Here is a 15,559-nt window from a genome sequence, read left to right as displayed (position 1 = left end):
GGCGAACGGCCCGACGGGGTGACCGACGGACCGTTGCCGGGGGCCGAGGAGTGCCCTCGGGTATCAGGCCACCGGGGTGGCCGGCGGGGTCACACGGCGGGCGTCGCCTCCCCGGACGGCATCCCGGGCACCGGCGGCGGCCTCATGGGGCACTCCGAGGGAAATCTCGCTGACCTCGGACAGCTGCGCGAACTGCTTCGGCGTGAGCCGGACGTCGAGGGCGGCCAGGTACTCGTCCAGCTGGGCGGGGTTCCGCGGGCCGATGATCGGCACGTACGAGGTGGACGCCTGGGCGCCACGCTCACGCAGCCAGGCCACCGCCACCTGGGCAGGCGTCGCGCCGGTCTCCTCGGCGACGGCCAGCACGGCGTCGACCACGGCGGTCTTCTGCTCGGTGCTCTCGGTGTGGATGACCGCCTTGAGGTCGGTCAGCCGCCCCGCGTCGCTGCGCCGGTACTTGCCGGTGAGCAGTCCGCCGCCGAGCGGGGACCACAGGGCGGTGCCGAGTCCCAGGCTCTCGGCCATCGGCAGCAGCTCACGGTCCGCGGTCCGCTCGACGAGGCTGTACTCGACCTGGATACCCGTGATCGGTGCCCAGTTCTTCAGGTCGGCGAGGGTGACGGCACGGGACACCCGCCATGCGGGGAAGTTGGAGAGAGCGACGTGGAGGATCTTGCCGGACGTGACGAGGTCGTCCAGTCCCCGCAGGATCTCCTCCATGGGAGTGAGGTCGTCGGGGAAGTGGACCCAGTACAAGTCGACGTAGTCGGTGCCGAGGCGCCTCAGGCTCGCCTCCAGCGAGGCGACCATGTTCTTGCGGCTGTTGCCCGTCCGGGAGATGCCCGGCTGCGGGGCGGCCCCGTTGGTGAACTTGGTGGCCAGGACGAAGTGGTCCCGGTCGGCTGCGACGAACTTCCCCACCAATTCTTCCGACTCGCCGAACTGGTAGCTGTCCGCCGTGTCGAGAAACGTGCCGCCGGCCTCGGCGAATCCGTCGAAAATCCGGCGCGCCTCGTCCGGCTCGGCGCCGGCGCCCCAGCGGGTGCCGAAGTTCCCCGTCCCGAGTGCGTACTCGGATACGCGCAGTCCTGTCCGTCGTCCGAAGGTCGTGTAACGCATCGGATCTCCTTCGTGCTGATGACCCGTCGAGGTCGAGATGAGCGGTGGTGATTGGGGCGCCAGGCGGGACGGCGGCCCGGCCGAGGCCATCGGGGGCCGCCGGGTGCGTCTGCCGGCGGGCGCGGCGCAGCCAATGCGCCGATCCGCGTACGGCGTGATGCCGGACGTGGCGGGCGCCGTTAAGTAAAACAATCGGTCTACTTAGTGCTTCACCGTAGCTGCCCCGGCCACCTATGTAAAACGATCGGTATCCTTGAGGCTGTGAACGAACCCACCCCTGTACGCCGGCGTCAAGGCCGCGGTGCCCGGGAGCGGATCCTCAGAGCGGCGACCGAGCTGTTCACGGCACAGGGGATCAACGCGACCGGGATCGAGCAGCTGTCGACCGTCGCCGGAGTGTCCAAGCGCACGCTCTACCAGCACTTCCGAAGCAAGGACGAGCTCGTCGTGGCGTATCTGCGGTCGTTGGACGACGACGACCAGCCTCCCGTCGTTCCTCAGCAGCCCACACTGGCGGCGGCGAGCCCTCGCGAGCGGCTTCTGGCCGTCTTCGACTGGAAACCGACGGAGACCAAAACCCCGTTCCGGGGATGCCCGTTCCTGAACGTCGGCGTCGAGGTGCCGGACCCCGGCCATCCCGCCCACGAGCTGGCCGCCGCGAAGAAGAAGAGGTGTGCCCGGAGCCTCGCCGACATCGCGCGGCAGGCCGGGGTCGCCGACCCGGAAACCCTCGGCGAGCAACTGGCACTGCTCTTCGACGGAGCTGCCGCTCGGGGCCTTGCGCTGAACAGCGGTCATGTCATGGAGTACGCACGATCGATCGCGGAGGCGTTGGTGGACGCCGCCCTCGCCGACGCCGGTCCGGGGTCTCCGTGACGAGGTCGGTCGTCCCGTGCGTGACGTCGTCGCGACTCCGTGATGGGTGACCGGCCGGGCTGGCGGTCCCGAAACCACGGGCAGGTCGGTCACGTGGCGCCGGGACGAACGGTCTCCAGCCGCGTGGCGGGCTGGACGAGGGCGCGGGGTCCGGCCGGTCGGCCCGAGTATGCTCAGGCTCTTTGACCGTGTGATGACCATCGGCCGCCGCCTGTTCCTGCTCCCGCTTCCACATGCCTCCTACGGCCGACACCGCGTCCCGCGCCATGAGTCGGGCCCCGGTCTCCTCAAGGCCGACGACCCGTCAGGCCGCTTCTCCCGTCCACGTTCGGCCCCCTCCCGCGCACCGCACGGCGAAGCGGGCATCCACCGTCCAACGGACATGCGTGCTTGTCCGGGCAGGTCAAGCCCTATGCAAGGGGAATCCATGGGTGCCCCCAGGAGTCACACGGTCGTTTACTGCGATGCGGCCCCGGTGCGCAGACAGTCGTGACTGCCCGGCCAGGACCATGAGAGCACTGACCGTGAGCCCCCGCACGCCGCACGCCGCCGCCCGACTCGGACCGCAGTGTTCCAGGACCAGCCCTACGGCGGCGGACCCGAGGGCCATGCCCGAGGTCATCAGCGTGACGAGCCACGCGAACGCCTCCGTGACGGTGCCCGCCGGGGCGAGTTCTCCGCCCAGGACGAAGCTGACGGTCAGCACCGGTGTGAGGAACAGCCCGGTCAGCACCATCAGGCCGGACATCAAGGATGGTCCGGGCAGCAGACGCAGGAGCCCATAGCCCGGTGCCAGGCAGAGGGTCGGCAGCAGGGCGCGCCGCGCGGGCGGGAGCGCCCAGTGGCGTACGGCGCCGTAGGTGAGCCCGCCGACGAGGGCGCGCGCCGAAGGGATTGAGGGCCAGGAGCGCCAGAGCACCTCCGGGCACGCGGTGTTCCTCCGCCCAGGCCACGACGACGACAGTGAGCGTGCCGAGCGCGACGCCCGCGCCGGTGAGGCCGACCAGCAGGACCACGAGACCTCGGCTGCGCAGCGGGCCGAGCCGGTCGGCCTCGTGGGCGGGCGCCCGCCAGGCCTGGGCGGGCTCGGCGGTGCCGATCACCAGCACACCCGCGAATCCCGGCATCGCGGCGGCCCACGAGGCCGTCACGGGTGAGTCGACGGCGACACATCCGGCGACGATCAGCGGCCCGCGCACGAAGATCAGTTCCTGGGAGGCGGAATCCAGGGCGTAGGCCGACTCCAGTTTCTCGTCGGAGACGACCGTCGGCCAAAGTGCCCTCAGGCAGGGCTCCAGCGGCGGCGACGCCACTCCCGCCAGGAACGCGCCGGCAACGACGGAAGCCTGTCGGTCAGGGGCCGCCGCGATGACCAGGAACCCGCAGCCAGCCGGCAGGGCGGCCGGCGGCAGTACCAGGGTCTGGCCGACACGGTCGACCAGACGGCCGAGCAGCGGCCCTCCCACGGCCGTGGCCATGGCGAACGCCCCGACGACGAGCCCGACGAACCCGCACGGCTCGCCTGCCTCGCGCAGGGCCCGCGGGATCGAGACGGCGCCCATTGCGCTCGGCAGCCGTCCGACAAGTGTGCCCGCCGGCAGCCGGGCCCCGTGCGGGCTCCGCAGCAGGTTCACGTACCTCACGAGGTGCCCTCGTCGCCGACGGAAACCGGGACGTCACCGGTCAGGTGCGCGTGCGGCGCGGCCCGGCGCCGGCGGTCAGCCCGGCCTCCTCCGGGGTCACCCGGGCCCGGCGGGCACGCAGGAAGCGCCCCAGGTCGGTGCCGTTTCGCTGCTCACCTGTCATGCGTTCCAGTCCGCGGGCGCCTCGACCGGCGCGGGAGGTATGCGGGGCCCTGTCGCACCTCCGAGCGAACAGCGCTCCCGGGCACGGCTCGGCCTGCCATTCGGCGTACGCGGTGACTTCCGGCTGTTGAGTGAGCCGCAAGCGCGGTCAGCCGGCGAACGCCTCGTTCAGGCGGACGTTGTAGCCGTCTTCTTCCATGAGGACGACGGTGACGCCGAACGGAGAGGGATGGTCCAGTTCGAGCGGGATGAAGGAGTAGTTGACCGCGGCCTGGACGGGAAGGACCAACTCGCCGCCCGGCTGTGGCTCGACGGCGGGCTGCCAGGCGGGCTCGGCCGGGCCGCGACCCGCAGGGGTCTGTTCGGTGTAGGGGAACTGGTGCAGCACATGGCCGTCCTTCGTGGCGTGCACCATGTTCAGACACGGCACCGGGCCGGTGACCGGCAACTGGCAGGCGGTGGCCACGTCGTGGGTCTCCCAGGCGAGAACGACCTCGTCGGCGCCGGCCGCCGCGGCGATGTTCGCGAGCTCGGCGATGCCGGTGAGCGCGTCCTTGCCGGGCTCGGTCGGCCGCACCCAGATCAGGCCGACCAACTCGCCGCGTACCAGCGGCATGATGACCGGCCGTGGCACGGCTCCCTCGGCGAGCCCCGCGGCGTACGCGCTCTTCATCGACTCCACCAGCGCGTCCCACGTCTGTGCATCCATGAACTCATCCTCGTCGCCCGCCTGTGTCCGATCAGGATGACCCTGTCATGCGGGCCGTGCCCTCCGCCAGCGGCTCGGACCGCTCAGGCGGGCGCTCCGGCCAGGACTTCCACCTTGCCGGTGTCGAGCGAGTAGTAGGCGCCGACCACGGCGAGGGCACCCTTCTTCACGAGGGGGGCCAGGTCCTGATTGGAGCGCAGGCCGGCGGCGGTCAGCGTGACCTGCGCGCGGGCCATGGAGTCCACCGGGTCGGCACCGCCCTCGCGGACCGCCTGCTCGTACGCCGGACGCAGGGCCTTGGCGATCGCCTCCAGATTGCCGGGCAGCGGCTTGCCGTCACGGATGGACTTGTACGCCGCCTCGATGGCGCCGCAGCGTTGATGCCCGAGAACCACGATGAGCGGAGTGCCGCTCGTCATGGGCCCGTACTCCACGGAACCCGTGACCACCGGACCGATGGCCTCCCCGCCCGTGCGCATCACGTACAGGTCACCCAGACCGGTGTCGAAGAGGAGTTCGGGCGGTACCCGGGAGTCGATGCAGGACAGGATCGCCCCGAAGGGTTCCTGCTTCTCGGCAACGAACTGGCGCCGGTCCGGATCGCGGTCGGGATGTCGAAGATCGCCGCTCACCCAGCGCTTGTTGCCTTCCATGAGTCTGGTGAACGCCGCGGCGGGCGTGGTCGGCGGCGGTTGCGGCGGAGCGCTGGTCGCCGACGAGGCGGCGCTAGTCGGCGAACACCCCGCAAGCGTGACCGTGGCGGCCATGAGACCGCCGACGAGAAGAACTCTGCGATCGGGATGTCCCGCTCTGTCCATCAGCCCTGGCCTCTCAGTCCGCCGCGACGTCTCCGTACGTCTTGACCAGGGGCGATTGTGCGGTGTGGTGAGGGAACAGGACGGGAGGCACACGCGGGCGCGGGCCACTGCGCCACCGATGGCCCACGGCCCGGAGATCCGGAACGGTCTGGGGCGGAGCGTCACTGCCGGCCGGTCAGATGCCCATCGACGCCATCTCGATCGCCGACCGGTAGTTCGCCGCCGCGGTCACCACGCAGGCCCGATAGGTCCGGTTGTCCTTCACGACGAGGAAGTAGTCCTTGAGGTTCTTCCAGTAGCTGAGGAGGTAGCCGATGCCCGGGAGGAAGCCGGGCGGCCGGGGTACCAGCGCGAAGGCCTCGGAGCACCGGAGGATCTCGCCGGTCGCCTGGGAGAGGACGTCGGCGACGTCGGGGTTCATGTTCCAGCCGGCGGCCAGGTCGGCGTTCCAGATGGAGGCGGCCACCTCCCGCAGGTGCGCCTCCTCCTCCGGGGAGAAGTCGCTCTGGCCGAAGGCGTGCACGGTCGCCAGGGGTGTCGCGGCCGGGGAAGGCGCGGCGGCGGCCGAGGCCGCCGTGCCCGAGACTCCGAGAAGAAGTGCGGCTGTTGTGGCCGCCGCCACCGTGTACGTGGTCCGTCTGCCGCCCATGCTGATCGGTCCCCTCCGCGGATGCGCCCGGGGCCTGCCGCCCGGGCAGCGCCGACGCTGTCATGCGCCGTACATACGGGTCAACGGCGACAATCTGCCAACCGCGGCCGACGGTTGCTTCTTGACGACGGCGCACCCGGACGCCTCCCGAGCCCCCGTCGTACGCCGGCAGGTACGCATCCGTCGGGGCACGCGGGGCACCATGATGGTGGCGGGAACCACCCGTGCGGGCGACGACGTGCGTTCGCCCTGGACGGCCCACCCCGAATGCACGGTGTTCCGAGCGGGGCAAGGACGGGAGTGGCCCGGTTCACATGGCATATCGCGGGCGTCACCGACAGCATGGTCCTCGTCACCGGCAGGCCGAAGGGATCCAGGATGTTCCGCAAGGTGCTGGTCGCCAACCGCGGCGAGATTGCGATTCGCGCGTTCCGCGCTGGCTATGAACTGGGCGCGCGAACCGTGGCCGTCTTCCCCCACGAGGACCGCAACTCGCTGCACAGGCTGAAGGCCGACGAGGCCTACGAGATCGGCGAGCCGGGGCACCCGGTGCGGGCCTATCTCTCCGTGGAGGAGGTCGTCCGTGCCGCACGCAAGGCGGGTGCGGACGCCGTCTACCCGGGCTACGGGTTCCTGTCCGAGAACCCGGAACTGGCGCGCGCCTGCGAGGAGGCGGGCATCACGTTCGTCGGCCCGGACGCCCCCACGCTCGAACTGACGGGAAACAAGGCCCGCGCCGTGGCGGCCGCCCGGGCGGCCGGCGTGCCGGTCCTCGGCTCCTCGGCGCCCTCCACCGACGTCGATGAACTGGTCCGCGCCGCCGAGGACGTCGGCTTTCCCGTGTTCGTCAAAGCCGTCGCGGGCGGCGGCGGGCGCGGTATGCGGCGGGTCGAGGACCCGGCCACACTGCGTGAGTCCATCGAGGCGGCCTCCCGCGAGGCGACGTCGGCGTTCGGTGACCCCACCGTCTTCCTGGAGAAGGCCGTCGTCGATCCGCGCCACATCGAGGTGCAGATCCTCGCCGACGGACAGGGCAACGTCATCCACCTGTTCGAGCGTGACTGCTCGGTGCAGCGCCGCCACCAGAAGGTGATCGAGCTGGCGCCCGCGCCGAACCTCGATCCGGCGCTGCGGGACCGGATCTGCGCCGACGCGGTGCGGTTCGCCCGCGAGATCGGCTACCGCAACGCCGGCACCGTGGAGTTCCTCCTCGACCGCGACGGCAACCACGTCTTCATCGAGATGAACCCGCGCATCCAGGTGGAACACACGGTCACGGAGGAGGTCACCGACGTCGACCTCGTCCAGGCCCAGCTGCGCATCGCCTCGGGCGAGTCGCTGGCGGATCTCGGACTCTCCCAGGAGACGGTCACCCTGCGCGGTGCCGCGCTCCAGTGCCGTATCACCACCGAGGACCCGGCGAACGGCTTCCGCCCGGACACCGGCCGGATCAGCGCCTACCGTTCGCCGGGCGGCTCGGGTATCCGCCTGGACGGCGGCACCACCCACGCGGGTACGGAGATCAGCGCGCACTTCGACTCGATGCTCGTCAAGCTCACCTGCCGGGGCCGGGACTTCAAGTCCGCGATCGGCCGCGCCCGGCGTGCCGTGGCCGAGTTCCGCATCCGGGGCGTCGCCACGAACATCCCGTTCCTCCAAGCCGTACTGGACGACCCCGACTTCCAGGCCGGGCGGGTCACGACGTCGTTCATCGAACAGCGGCCGCACCTGCTCACCGCCCGCCACTCCGCCGACCGCGGCACCAAACTGCTCACCTACCTCGCCGACGTCACGGTGAACAAGCCGCACGGCGAACGGCCCGAGCTGATCGACCCGGTCACCAAACTGCCCCCGCTGCCCGCCGGTGAGCCGCCCGCGGGTTCCCGGCAGCGCCTCGTCGAACTCGGCCCGGAAGGCTTCGCCCGGCAGCTGCGGGAGTCGCCGACCATCGGCGTCACCGACACCACCTTCCGCGACGCCCACCAGTCCCTGCTCGCCACCCGGGTACGCACCAAGGACCTCCTCGCCGTCGCCCCGGCCGTGGCCCGGACACTGCCCGAGCTGCTGTCCCTGGAATGCTGGGGCGGCGCCACCTACGACGTCGCCCTGCGCTTCCTCGCCGAGGACCCCTGGGAACGCCTGGCGGCCCTGCGCGAGGCCGTGCCCAACATCTGCCTCCAGATGCTGCTGCGCGGCCGCAACACCGTCGGCTACACGCCCTACCCGACCGAGGTGACCGACGCCTTCGTCCAGGAGGCCGCGGCCACCGGCATCGACATCTTCCGTATCTTCGACGCGCTCAACGACGTCGGCCAGATGCGTCCGGCCATCGACGCCGTACGGGAGACCGGGACGGCGATCGCCGAGGTCGCCCTGTGCTACACCTCCGACCTGTCCGACCCGTCGGAGCGGCTGTACACCCTGGACTACTACCTCCGCCTCGCGGAGCAGATCGTGGCGGCGGGCGCACACGTCCTGGCCGTCAAGGACATGGCCGGTCTGCTGCGGGCGCCCGCCGCGGCCACGCTCGTGTCGGCGCTGCGCCGCGAGTTCGATCTGCCGGTGCACCTGCACACCCACGACACCGCGGGCGGTCAGCTCGCGACCTACCTCGCCGCGATCCAGGCCGGCGCCGACGCGGTGGACGGCGCGGTCGCCTCCATGGCGGGCACCACCTCCCAGCCTTCGCTGTCGGCGATCGTCGCCGCCACCGACCACTCCGACCGGCCCACCGGCCTGGACCTTGGGGCCGTCGGTGACCTGGAGCCGTACTGGGAGAGCGTCCGCAGGATCTACGCGCCCTTCGAGGCGGGCCTGGCCTCGCCGACCGGACGCGTCTACCACCACGAGATCCCCGGCGGCCAGCTGTCCAACCTGCGCACCCAGGCGGTCGCGCTCGGCCTCGGCGACCGCTTCGAGGACATCGAGGCGATGTACGAGGCGGCGGACCGTATCCTGGGCCGCCTGGTCAAGGTCACCCCCTCCTCCAAGGTCGTCGGTGACCTCGCCCTGCACCTGGTGGGTGCCGGGGTGGCGCCGGAGGACTTCGAGGAGACACCGGACAGGTTCGACATCCCCGACTCCGTCATCGGCTTCCTGCGGGGCGAACTGGGCACCCCGCCCGGCGGCTGGCCCGAGCCCTTCCGTACCAAGGCGCTGCAAGGCCGCGCAGAGGCCAAGCCCGTACCGGAGCTGAGCGCCGAGGACCGTACCGGCCTGGAGAAGTCCCGGCGTTCGACCCTCAACCGGCTGCTGTTCCCCGGGCCGACGCGCGACTTCGACACCCGCCGCCAGGCCTACGGCGACACCAGCGTGCTGGACAGCAAGGACTTCTTCTACGGTCTGCGCCCCGCCAAGGAGTACGCCGTCGACCTCGAGCCCGGCGTGCGGCTCCTCATCGAGCTCCAGGCCATCGGCGAGGCGGACGAACGCGGGATGCGCACCGTGATGTCCTCCCTGAACGGCCAACTGCGGCCGATCCAGGTCCGTGACAACGCGGCGGCTTCCGACGTACCGGTGACCGAGAAGGCCGACAGGGCCAACCCCGGGCATGTGGCGGCGCCGTTCGCCGGTGTGGTGACGCTCGCGGTCGCCGAGGGCGACGAGGTGGAGGCCGGTGTGACCGTGGCCACCATCGAGGCGATGAAGATGGAAGCCTCCATCACCGCCCCGAAGGCCGGCCGGGTGACCAGGCTGGCCATCAACCGGATCCAGCAGGTGGAAGGCGGCGACCTGCTCATCGAGGTCGGCTGAGGCCTGTCACGGTGCACGCGCGCGCCGAGCACGCGTGCACCGTCAGAACCGACCCGGCCGCCCGCCCGATCTTCGACAGGCGGGCGGCCGGCGGCGAGCGGGGTGCCACGGTGTCGCGGCGCGGCGGGCCACGGTGTCGCGGCCGGTCGTGTGCCGACGCTAGAGGCCGTCGCCCACCATGCTCGGTCTGTGGACGAGTAGCTTTGCCACCTCGAACCCCATCTCGGAGACCCCGTCGGCCGGTGGTGGGTGGTAACGCCCGGCGCAGACGGACAGGTTGACGATGAGGTAGGCCTGCCAGCTCCTCCCTACGCCCCGCCGGTCGGCGTAGGCGCGATCGCCGTTGACCCACCAGACGACCGAACGGGCGCCGAACTCGACGCGCAGGTCCACCCAGGCACCCGGCTGGACGGCCTCGTCGCGGTAGTAGCGGTGCCCACCGCGCACATGGTTGGAGAGTTCCAGGAGATCGGGATGGTCGGGGTGGTACTCGAAGACGTCGACCTCCTGGTCTCCGTCCCGCCATGTCCAGATGGCCGGCCAGGCGCCCATCTGCGTGGGGAGTCTCACCCGGGTCTCCAGCACGTCCCCCGCACACAGGAGAAAGCCGTCGTCGCTGTCCTCGGTCGTGAGGAGGCCGGTGTTCCATCTGCCGTCCGGGCGCCGGGTGGCACGGAAGGTGCCGGTGCGGCAGTGGTCGGGGTCGGTGACCAGGTAGTCGAGCTTGTCGTCGTCCGGGTTGACGGGGCCGCCGTCGGGATAGGCCCAGGAATGCCCCGCGACCCACTGCCGCGTCGAGGTGAAGTCCGCGGTGAAGACGACATCGGACACGCGCGGCCTCCTTGATGTCGGCTTTCACGTACGCCACTGGTTCTCCCCCGAGGAGCGCGACGCATGCTCCGTTCACCTCGACCGGCGGGGAAACAACCCTTCGGAGTGAACTCGGAGTGAACGAGGCCCCGGGTGCACTCGGCACCGAGCCGTTGCCCGCTACGAGGCCAACTGCCCAACCACTACGACCGGTTGGGGGAGCTCACGGCATCATGCGTCGGGTGAACCCGACGCATGACACGCAAGACCGGCCCAGAACGGGCTGGGGAGTACTCACCCAACGGGATTTTCGCCTGCTCTGGGTAGGCGAATCCGTGAGCGGGTTGGGCAACAGCGTCACCGGCGTGGCCCTGCCACTGATCGCGGTCGAGGTGTTGGACGCCGACTCCACCGCCGTGGGTCTGCTCGCCGCGGCGGTGTGGCTGCCCTGGCTGCTGGTGGGTCTGCCCGTGGGCGCCTGGGTGGACCGGACGCGCAAACGCCCACTGATGACCGCATGCGATCTGGTGGCCGCCGCCGCGCTGTTGAGCGTTCCGTCGGCGGCGTGGCTCGACGCGCTCACCCTTCCGCACCTGGTCGTCGTCGCGCTGACATGCGGCACCGCGGCGGTGTGCTTCAACACCGCCTACCACTCGTACATCCCGATCGTGCTCGACGGCCGAAACCTCTTGGAGGGCAACGCCAGACTGCAGGGCAGCGAGGCCGCCGTCCGGGTCGCCGGGCCGGGGGCGGCGGGGTTGCTCGCCCAGGCGTTCGGCGCGGTGGCCGGGCTCCTGGCCGACGCCGTGACGTTTCTGATCTCCGTGGTCTGCCTGAAGCGGATGAGGGTGGTCGAGCCGGACCACGCTCCCGGCGCGGAACGCGCCCCTCTCCGACGGCAGATCGTCGAAGGGCTCCGTTTCGTGGGCCGGGACCCGTACCTGCGGCCGATGGTCATCTGGGGTGCCGCGATCAACATGGCACTGATGGGCTACCAAGCGGTGCAGGTCGTGTTCCTGGTTCGCACCGTCGGACTGAATCCGGCCATGGTCGGGCTGTTGCTGACCAGCGGCAGTGCCGGCGGCATTGTGGGCGCGCTGCTGGCCACCGGGTTCACCCGGCGGTTCGGCACCGCGCGCGGGCTGCTTCTCCTCCAGGCCGCCACCGCGCCGTTCGCGTTGTTGATGCCGATGACCACGGCGGGGCCGGAGCTCCTGCTGTTCGCGACAGGCGGCTTCTTCGTCGGAGTCGGCATCTCCGTGGCCAACATCGTGGTCGGCAGCTTCCGGCAGACCTACTGCCCACCGCATCTGCTCGGCCGGGTCGTGGCGACGACCATGATGATCAATCACAGCACCATCCCCGTCGGGTCCTTGCTCGGTGGCGTCCTGGGAGACCTGGTCGGGTACCGGCCCGCCATGTGGATCATGACGGGCCTCGTCGCGCCCTGCTGGCTCATCCTCGTCATGAGCCCGATGCGCCGAGAGCGTGACCTTCCGCAGACCTACGAGCCCGAACAAGCGCAAGCCACGGGCTGACGGGGGCTGATCCCGCGAATCTCCGGGCACGGCACGTGGGTTCACCAGGGCCTCTCCGTGTGGGCGCGGGGGCGTACGTGTGACGGACGCCATAGAGACGCGGAGTGCTGAGCGGACAGGGCTGGTCGTGGAACTTTCCCTACGTGCCCGGATACGGGCCGGTGACCCGGAGGCCTTCGCCGAGCTGTTCGGCGTGCACGCCCGGGCTGTGTACACCCATACCGCCCGGCTGACCGGGGACCGGGGCGCCGCGGAGGACGTGGTGTCCCTGACCTTTCTGGAGGCGTGGCGGTTGCGGGAGAGGCTGAGACCCGACGCCGCCGCTCCTGAAGAGGGCGACCCGGACGCCGAGTCGTACGAGTCGTGCGCGCCGTACGAGCCCTCCGAGTCGTCGGAGGGGGACGGCCTGCGGCCCTGGCTCTACGGCATCGCCACCAACGTCCTGCGCAACACACAGCGCGCCGCCCGCCGGCACCGCGCCGCGCTCGCCCGGCTTCCCGACCGCCCGTCGTACCACGGCACCGTGCCCGACTTCGCCGACGAACTCGTCGGCCGTATCGAAGACACCGAACGGCTCGCCGCCGCCCGCGCAGCGCTCGGCCGGCTTCGCAGACCCGAGCGCGAGGTGTTCGCGTTGTGTGTGTGGTCGGGCCTGAGTTACGCGGCCGCGGGCGAGGCCCTCGGCGTACCGGCCAGCACCGTACGGTCGCGCCTCTCCCGGGCCCGCGCGCGCCTGCGTCGCCTGGCGGAGGAGGAGTTGTCCCGACGCCGGCCGGGACCACCCGGGTCAGAAGAGAAACCGAGACTCCATCCCCCCATCGGACAGGAACCGGGTGGCCGCCCAGAAGCGGCACGGTCGACACAGGAGAAGTACCGATGAACCCCGAAGAGCGACAGGAACTGGCCCGGCTGGTGCCGAGCCCGGGCGACCCGGTTCTGACGAGCGACCGCTACGACCTGCTGAAGGACCACTTGATGCGAGAGATCACTCCGCAAGTCCAGAACACCTTTGATATCCAGGATGTCCAAGGTGCCCAGGACGCCCGGCTCGCCGCGACGGTCGCCACACCGCGGAGGACCGCCGCCCCTCCCGGACGCCGGTTCGCCGTGATCGCCGTACCCCTTGCCGCCGTCGTCACGGCCGCCGTCGTCATCGGCACCGGCATCACCGATACGCGCACCACCGATCCGGAGGCCGTCGACCTCCTGAACCGCATCGCCACGGTCGCCGCCGCGAAGAAGGCCGTGCCCGTCCGCGACGACCAGTACGTCTACATCCGCACCCAGAACTCCCTGAAGATCACGGACAAGGACATCCGGATCTTCCGCGACTCGCGCTGGACCGCCGTCGACGGCAAGCGCCCGGGACTCAGCCGGATCACGGTGCTGCAGGGCCCACCGCCCCGCCCGAGGGACCCGTTCTCCTCGTACGCCAAGGGCACGAGGGACATGACGCTGTACGCCGACCCGAACGTCAGCACATTCCGTGAGATGGAGGCGCTGCCCAACGACCCCGACGCGTTGCTCAAGAAGATCTACGCCGACTCGAAGGGGGAGGGGCAGACGAGGCAGAGTGCGGCGCTGGAGACGATCGGCGACATGCTCGACGGCGCGACGCTTCTCCCCGAGTTGGATGCCGCGCTCTACCGTGCGGCGGCGAAGATCCCGGGCGTCTCGGTCGTCGAGAACGCGAAGGACCTCGCCGGCCGCTCCGGCATCGGCCTGAGCTTCAAGAGCCGTGACGGCCGTGATGTGTGGGTCTTCGACAAGAAGTCCCTCACGTACCTGGGCTCGGACAAGGAGGCTCTGCTCGACACCGGAGTCACCGACAACCGGGGCAAGGAGCCCAGTAACTGACACCGGTCAGCCCGAAGGACGGTCGTCCGGCCCATGCCCCGTCTGCTGACGGCCAGGTCGCCGACCGTCCTGACGGTACGCGCGCCCACTTCGCGAGTTCGTGCGTGTGGGCCGTATCACACGCTCAGCCACGTGGAAAACCGCTTGCTCACCGGCGCCCTCGGTCACATGGGGAGCGAGAGCAGGCGAACCTGTCCGGTGGGCCAAGTCGAATCACGCAGTGGCGTCCACATGGTCCGCAGCGGCATGATCACGGGCCCCTCGGGTTGATCCACTTGGACGTCACCTTCAACCGTGCGCCAGCCGAGTCGCCGGTAGAGCGGGACGAGGGGCGGTCGGCAGAACAGGAGCCCGAACTCGGGCCCCAGCGTCCGTGCGTGCTCCAGGGCCGCCGATACGACCGACCGTGCCAGTCCCTGCCCCCTCAGGCCAGGAGCGACAGCGACTCCGCCGACGCCCACCACCTGTGTGCGCACCCCGCCGATGATCATGGGCAGTTCCAACAGGCCGGCGTGCGCGACGAGGCGGTCCTGCTGCCTGATGCCGAAATGATCCTTCTTGGGCAGCCATGTCAAGCCGGCGTCCGCGACGCCGAAGGGATCGGCGCCGTCACCCAGGATTTCAGCCTGGTCGGTCCTCGTGTACTCCGTGAGCCGCACCACGGTCGGCGATGCGGCGGGCAGGCGATCAGTCATTTCGCCATGATCCTGTTCGTGCCGGTGCCTGGCCACCTCATCGGCCGGAGAGGTCGGTTCAGCCGATCTTGCGAGCCACGCCCCCGTAGAAGCCGATCTCGCCGGAACGTGCCGGCGGCGGGGCGTCCGGACGCCAGAACGGGACCTGGGCCAGGCCGGGCTCAACCAGTTCGAAGCCGTCGAAGAACCGCTCCACCTCGGCGCGGGTCCGCAGGTTCAGCGTGGCGGTGGCGTTGTTGTAGACGGCCTGCGCCTCGCTGCGGTCGGCGAAGTCGCCCGTGGCGTGCGAGAGCACAAGGAAGCTGCCGGCGGGCAGCGCGTCGCGAAGGGCGGCGACGGCCTGGTCGGGCTTCTCCGCGTCGGTGATGAAGTGGAGGATGGCGACGAGGAGCAGGGCGACCGGCTCGTCGAAGTCGATGACTCGGCGGACGTCGGGGTGGTCGATCACGGCCCGCGGATCGCGCAGGTCGGCGAGCACGATGCTGGTCGCACCGGAGCGGCTGAGCAGCGCGTCGGCGTGTGCCTTCACGATCGGATCGTTGTCGACGTACGCGACGCGCACGTCGGGGGCCACCTCGTGGGCGGTCTCGTGCACGTTCGGGGCGGTGGGCAGCCCGGTGCCGACGTCGAGGATCTGACGGACGCCGCTGTTGACGACGTAACGGACGGCGCGTTGCAGGAAGGCGCGGTTGGCCTGCACCCCGATCCGCACCTCGGGAGCGGCGGAGGCGAGTTGGTCGCCGGCCTGTTGGTCGACCTCGTAGTTGTCCTTGCCGCCCAGCAGGTAGTCGTAGATCCGCGCAGGGTGTGGCCTGCTGGTGTCTATCTCCCCGGTGCGGAAGCCGTCCTGACTCACGCTGTGCTCCTCTCGACGACTGCCCCGGCCACCTTGCCCGCGAGCGGCTGACGACAGCTTCGCATATCAACTGC

14 protein-coding genes and 1 pseudogene are annotated in these 15,559 nt (G+C 70.6%); 5 read left to right on the top strand and 10 right to left on the bottom strand.

Going from position 1 to position 15,559, the window contains the following annotated elements:
- Positions 1 to 63: 63 nt before the first annotated feature.
- Positions 64 to 1,119 carry an aldo/keto reductase gene (locus ACZ69M_RS26290; protein WP_470053461.1) on the bottom strand — a complete coding sequence of 352 codons (1,056 nt, stop codon included), beginning with the start codon at positions 1,117 to 1,119 and terminating at the stop codon, positions 64 to 66.
- 261 nt (positions 1,120 to 1,380) lie between these two features.
- Here ACZ69M_RS26290 and ACZ69M_RS26285 point away from each other — a divergent pair, with 261 nt between their 5' ends.
- Positions 1,381 to 1,995, top strand: coding sequence for a TetR/AcrR family transcriptional regulator (locus tag ACZ69M_RS26285; RefSeq protein WP_470053459.1), 615 nt, complete (start codon positions 1,381 to 1,383; stop codon positions 1,993 to 1,995).
- Positions 1,996 to 2,398: 403 nt separating this feature from the next.
- Here the strand turns inward: ACZ69M_RS26285 and ACZ69M_RS26280 are convergent, their stop codons facing one another.
- The 6 genes and pseudogenes from ACZ69M_RS26280 to ACZ69M_RS26255 form a co-directional block, all read right to left on the bottom strand.
- The gene (locus ACZ69M_RS26280) at positions 2,399 to 2,914 is read right to left on the bottom strand and encodes an MFS transporter (protein ID WP_470053902.1); all 516 of its coding nucleotides are present in this window, start codon (positions 2,912 to 2,914) and stop codon (positions 2,399 to 2,401) included.
- 37 nt (positions 2,915 to 2,951) lie between these two features.
- Positions 2,952 to 3,473 (bottom strand): annotated as a pseudogene (locus ACZ69M_RS26275) (MFS transporter); the annotation flags it as partial.
- Positions 3,474 to 3,678: 205 nt separating this feature from the next.
- Positions 3,679 to 3,801 carry a hypothetical protein gene (locus ACZ69M_RS26270; protein ID WP_470053458.1) on the bottom strand — a complete coding sequence of 41 codons (123 nt, stop codon included), beginning with the start codon at positions 3,799 to 3,801 and terminating at the stop codon, positions 3,679 to 3,681.
- Positions 3,802 to 3,948: 147 nt separating this feature from the next.
- On the bottom strand, positions 3,949 to 4,509 hold the full coding sequence (locus ACZ69M_RS26265; RefSeq protein ID WP_470053456.1) for a hypothetical protein: 561 nt from the start codon (positions 4,507 to 4,509) through the stop codon (positions 3,949 to 3,951).
- An 83-nt stretch (positions 4,510 to 4,592) separates the two neighbouring features.
- Complete coding sequence (locus ACZ69M_RS26260; RefSeq protein WP_470053454.1) at positions 4,593 to 5,162, bottom strand: carbonic anhydrase; 570 nt, start codon at positions 5,160 to 5,162, stop codon at positions 4,593 to 4,595.
- Positions 5,163 to 5,502: 340 nt separating this feature from the next.
- A complete protein-coding gene (locus ACZ69M_RS26255; RefSeq protein ID WP_470053452.1) occupies positions 5,503 to 5,976 on the bottom strand; it encodes a hypothetical protein in 474 nt (157 codons plus the stop codon).
- Positions 5,977 to 6,354: 378 nt separating this feature from the next.
- Here ACZ69M_RS26255 and ACZ69M_RS26250 point away from each other — a divergent pair, with 378 nt between their 5' ends.
- On the top strand, positions 6,355 to 9,729 hold the full coding sequence (locus tag ACZ69M_RS26250; protein ID WP_470053881.1) for a pyruvate carboxylase: 3,375 nt from the start codon (positions 6,355 to 6,357) through the stop codon (positions 9,727 to 9,729).
- 159 nt (positions 9,730 to 9,888) lie between these two features.
- Here the strand turns inward: ACZ69M_RS26250 and ACZ69M_RS26245 are convergent, their stop codons facing one another.
- Entirely contained in the window at positions 9,889 to 10,560 is a 672-nt protein-coding gene (locus ACZ69M_RS26245; RefSeq protein ID WP_470053450.1) for a beta-glucanase, read from the bottom strand.
- 314 nt (positions 10,561 to 10,874) lie between these two features.
- On the opposite strand from ACZ69M_RS26245, the gene ACZ69M_RS26240 reads away from it, so the two are divergent.
- The 3 genes from ACZ69M_RS26240 (at position 10,875) to ACZ69M_RS26230 (ending at position 13,934) form a co-directional block, all read left to right on the top strand.
- On the top strand, positions 10,875 to 12,077 hold the full coding sequence (locus ACZ69M_RS26240; RefSeq protein ID WP_470053448.1) for an MFS transporter: 1,203 nt from the start codon (positions 10,875 to 10,877) through the stop codon (positions 12,075 to 12,077).
- 127 nt (positions 12,078 to 12,204) lie between these two features.
- On the top strand, positions 12,205 to 12,957 hold the full coding sequence (locus ACZ69M_RS26235) for an RNA polymerase sigma factor (protein WP_470053446.1): 753 nt from the start codon (positions 12,205 to 12,207) through the stop codon (positions 12,955 to 12,957).
- Entirely contained in the window at positions 12,954 to 13,934 is a 981-nt protein-coding gene (locus ACZ69M_RS26230) for a CU044_5270 family protein (protein ID WP_470053444.1), read from the top strand. Before ACZ69M_RS26235 ends, ACZ69M_RS26230 begins: the two co-directional genes overlap by 4 nt.
- Before the next feature lie 164 nt (positions 13,935 to 14,098).
- On the opposite strand, the gene ACZ69M_RS26225 is transcribed toward ACZ69M_RS26230, so the two are convergent.
- Both ACZ69M_RS26225 and ACZ69M_RS26220 read right to left on the bottom strand, forming a co-directional pair.
- Positions 14,099 to 14,629, bottom strand: a complete 531-nt coding sequence (locus ACZ69M_RS26225; RefSeq protein WP_470053442.1) for a GNAT family N-acetyltransferase — start codon at positions 14,627 to 14,629, stop codon at positions 14,099 to 14,101.
- Positions 14,630 to 14,687: 58 nt separating this feature from the next.
- Positions 14,688 to 15,485 (bottom strand): SAM-dependent methyltransferase, encoded by a 798-nt coding sequence (locus ACZ69M_RS26220; protein ID WP_470053440.1) that lies wholly within the window; start codon positions 15,483 to 15,485, stop codon positions 14,688 to 14,690.
- Between the last annotated feature and the right edge of the window lie 74 nt (positions 15,486 to 15,559).

Source organism: Streptomyces sp. NPDC107454, from assembly GCF_055582885.1.
The sequence above is the reverse complement of the archived record's forward strand: the minus strand, read 5'-3'. Positions and strand labels throughout refer to the sequence as shown.

Bases quoted from the DNA above. Each gene is read 5' to 3' on its own strand.
- ACZ69M_RS26230 (WP_470053444.1), top strand. From the start codon at position 12,954: ATGAACCCCGAAGAGCGACAGGAACTGGCCCGGCTGGTGCCGAGCCCG.
- ACZ69M_RS26255 (WP_470053452.1), bottom strand. From the start codon at position 5,976: ATGGGCGGCAGACGGACCACGTACACGGTGGCGGCGGCCACAACAGCC.
- ACZ69M_RS26260 (WP_470053454.1), bottom strand. From the start codon at position 5,162: ATGGAAGGCAACAAGCGCTGGGTGAGCGGCGATCTTCGACATCCCGAC.
- ACZ69M_RS26225 (WP_470053442.1), bottom strand. From the start codon at position 14,629: ATGACTGATCGCCTGCCCGCCGCATCGCCGACCGTGGTGCGGCTCACG.
- ACZ69M_RS26270 (WP_470053458.1), bottom strand. From the start codon at position 3,801: ATGACAGGTGAGCAGCGAAACGGCACCGACCTGGGGCGCTTCCTGCGT.
- ACZ69M_RS26290 (WP_470053461.1), bottom strand. From the start codon at position 1,119: ATGCGTTACACGACCTTCGGACGACGGACAGGACTGCGCGTATCCGAG.
- ACZ69M_RS26250 (WP_470053881.1), top strand. From the start codon at position 6,355: ATGTTCCGCAAGGTGCTGGTCGCCAACCGCGGCGAGATTGCGATTCGC.
- ACZ69M_RS26265 (WP_470053456.1), bottom strand. From the start codon at position 4,509: ATGGATGCACAGACGTGGGACGCGCTGGTGGAGTCGATGAAGAGCGCG.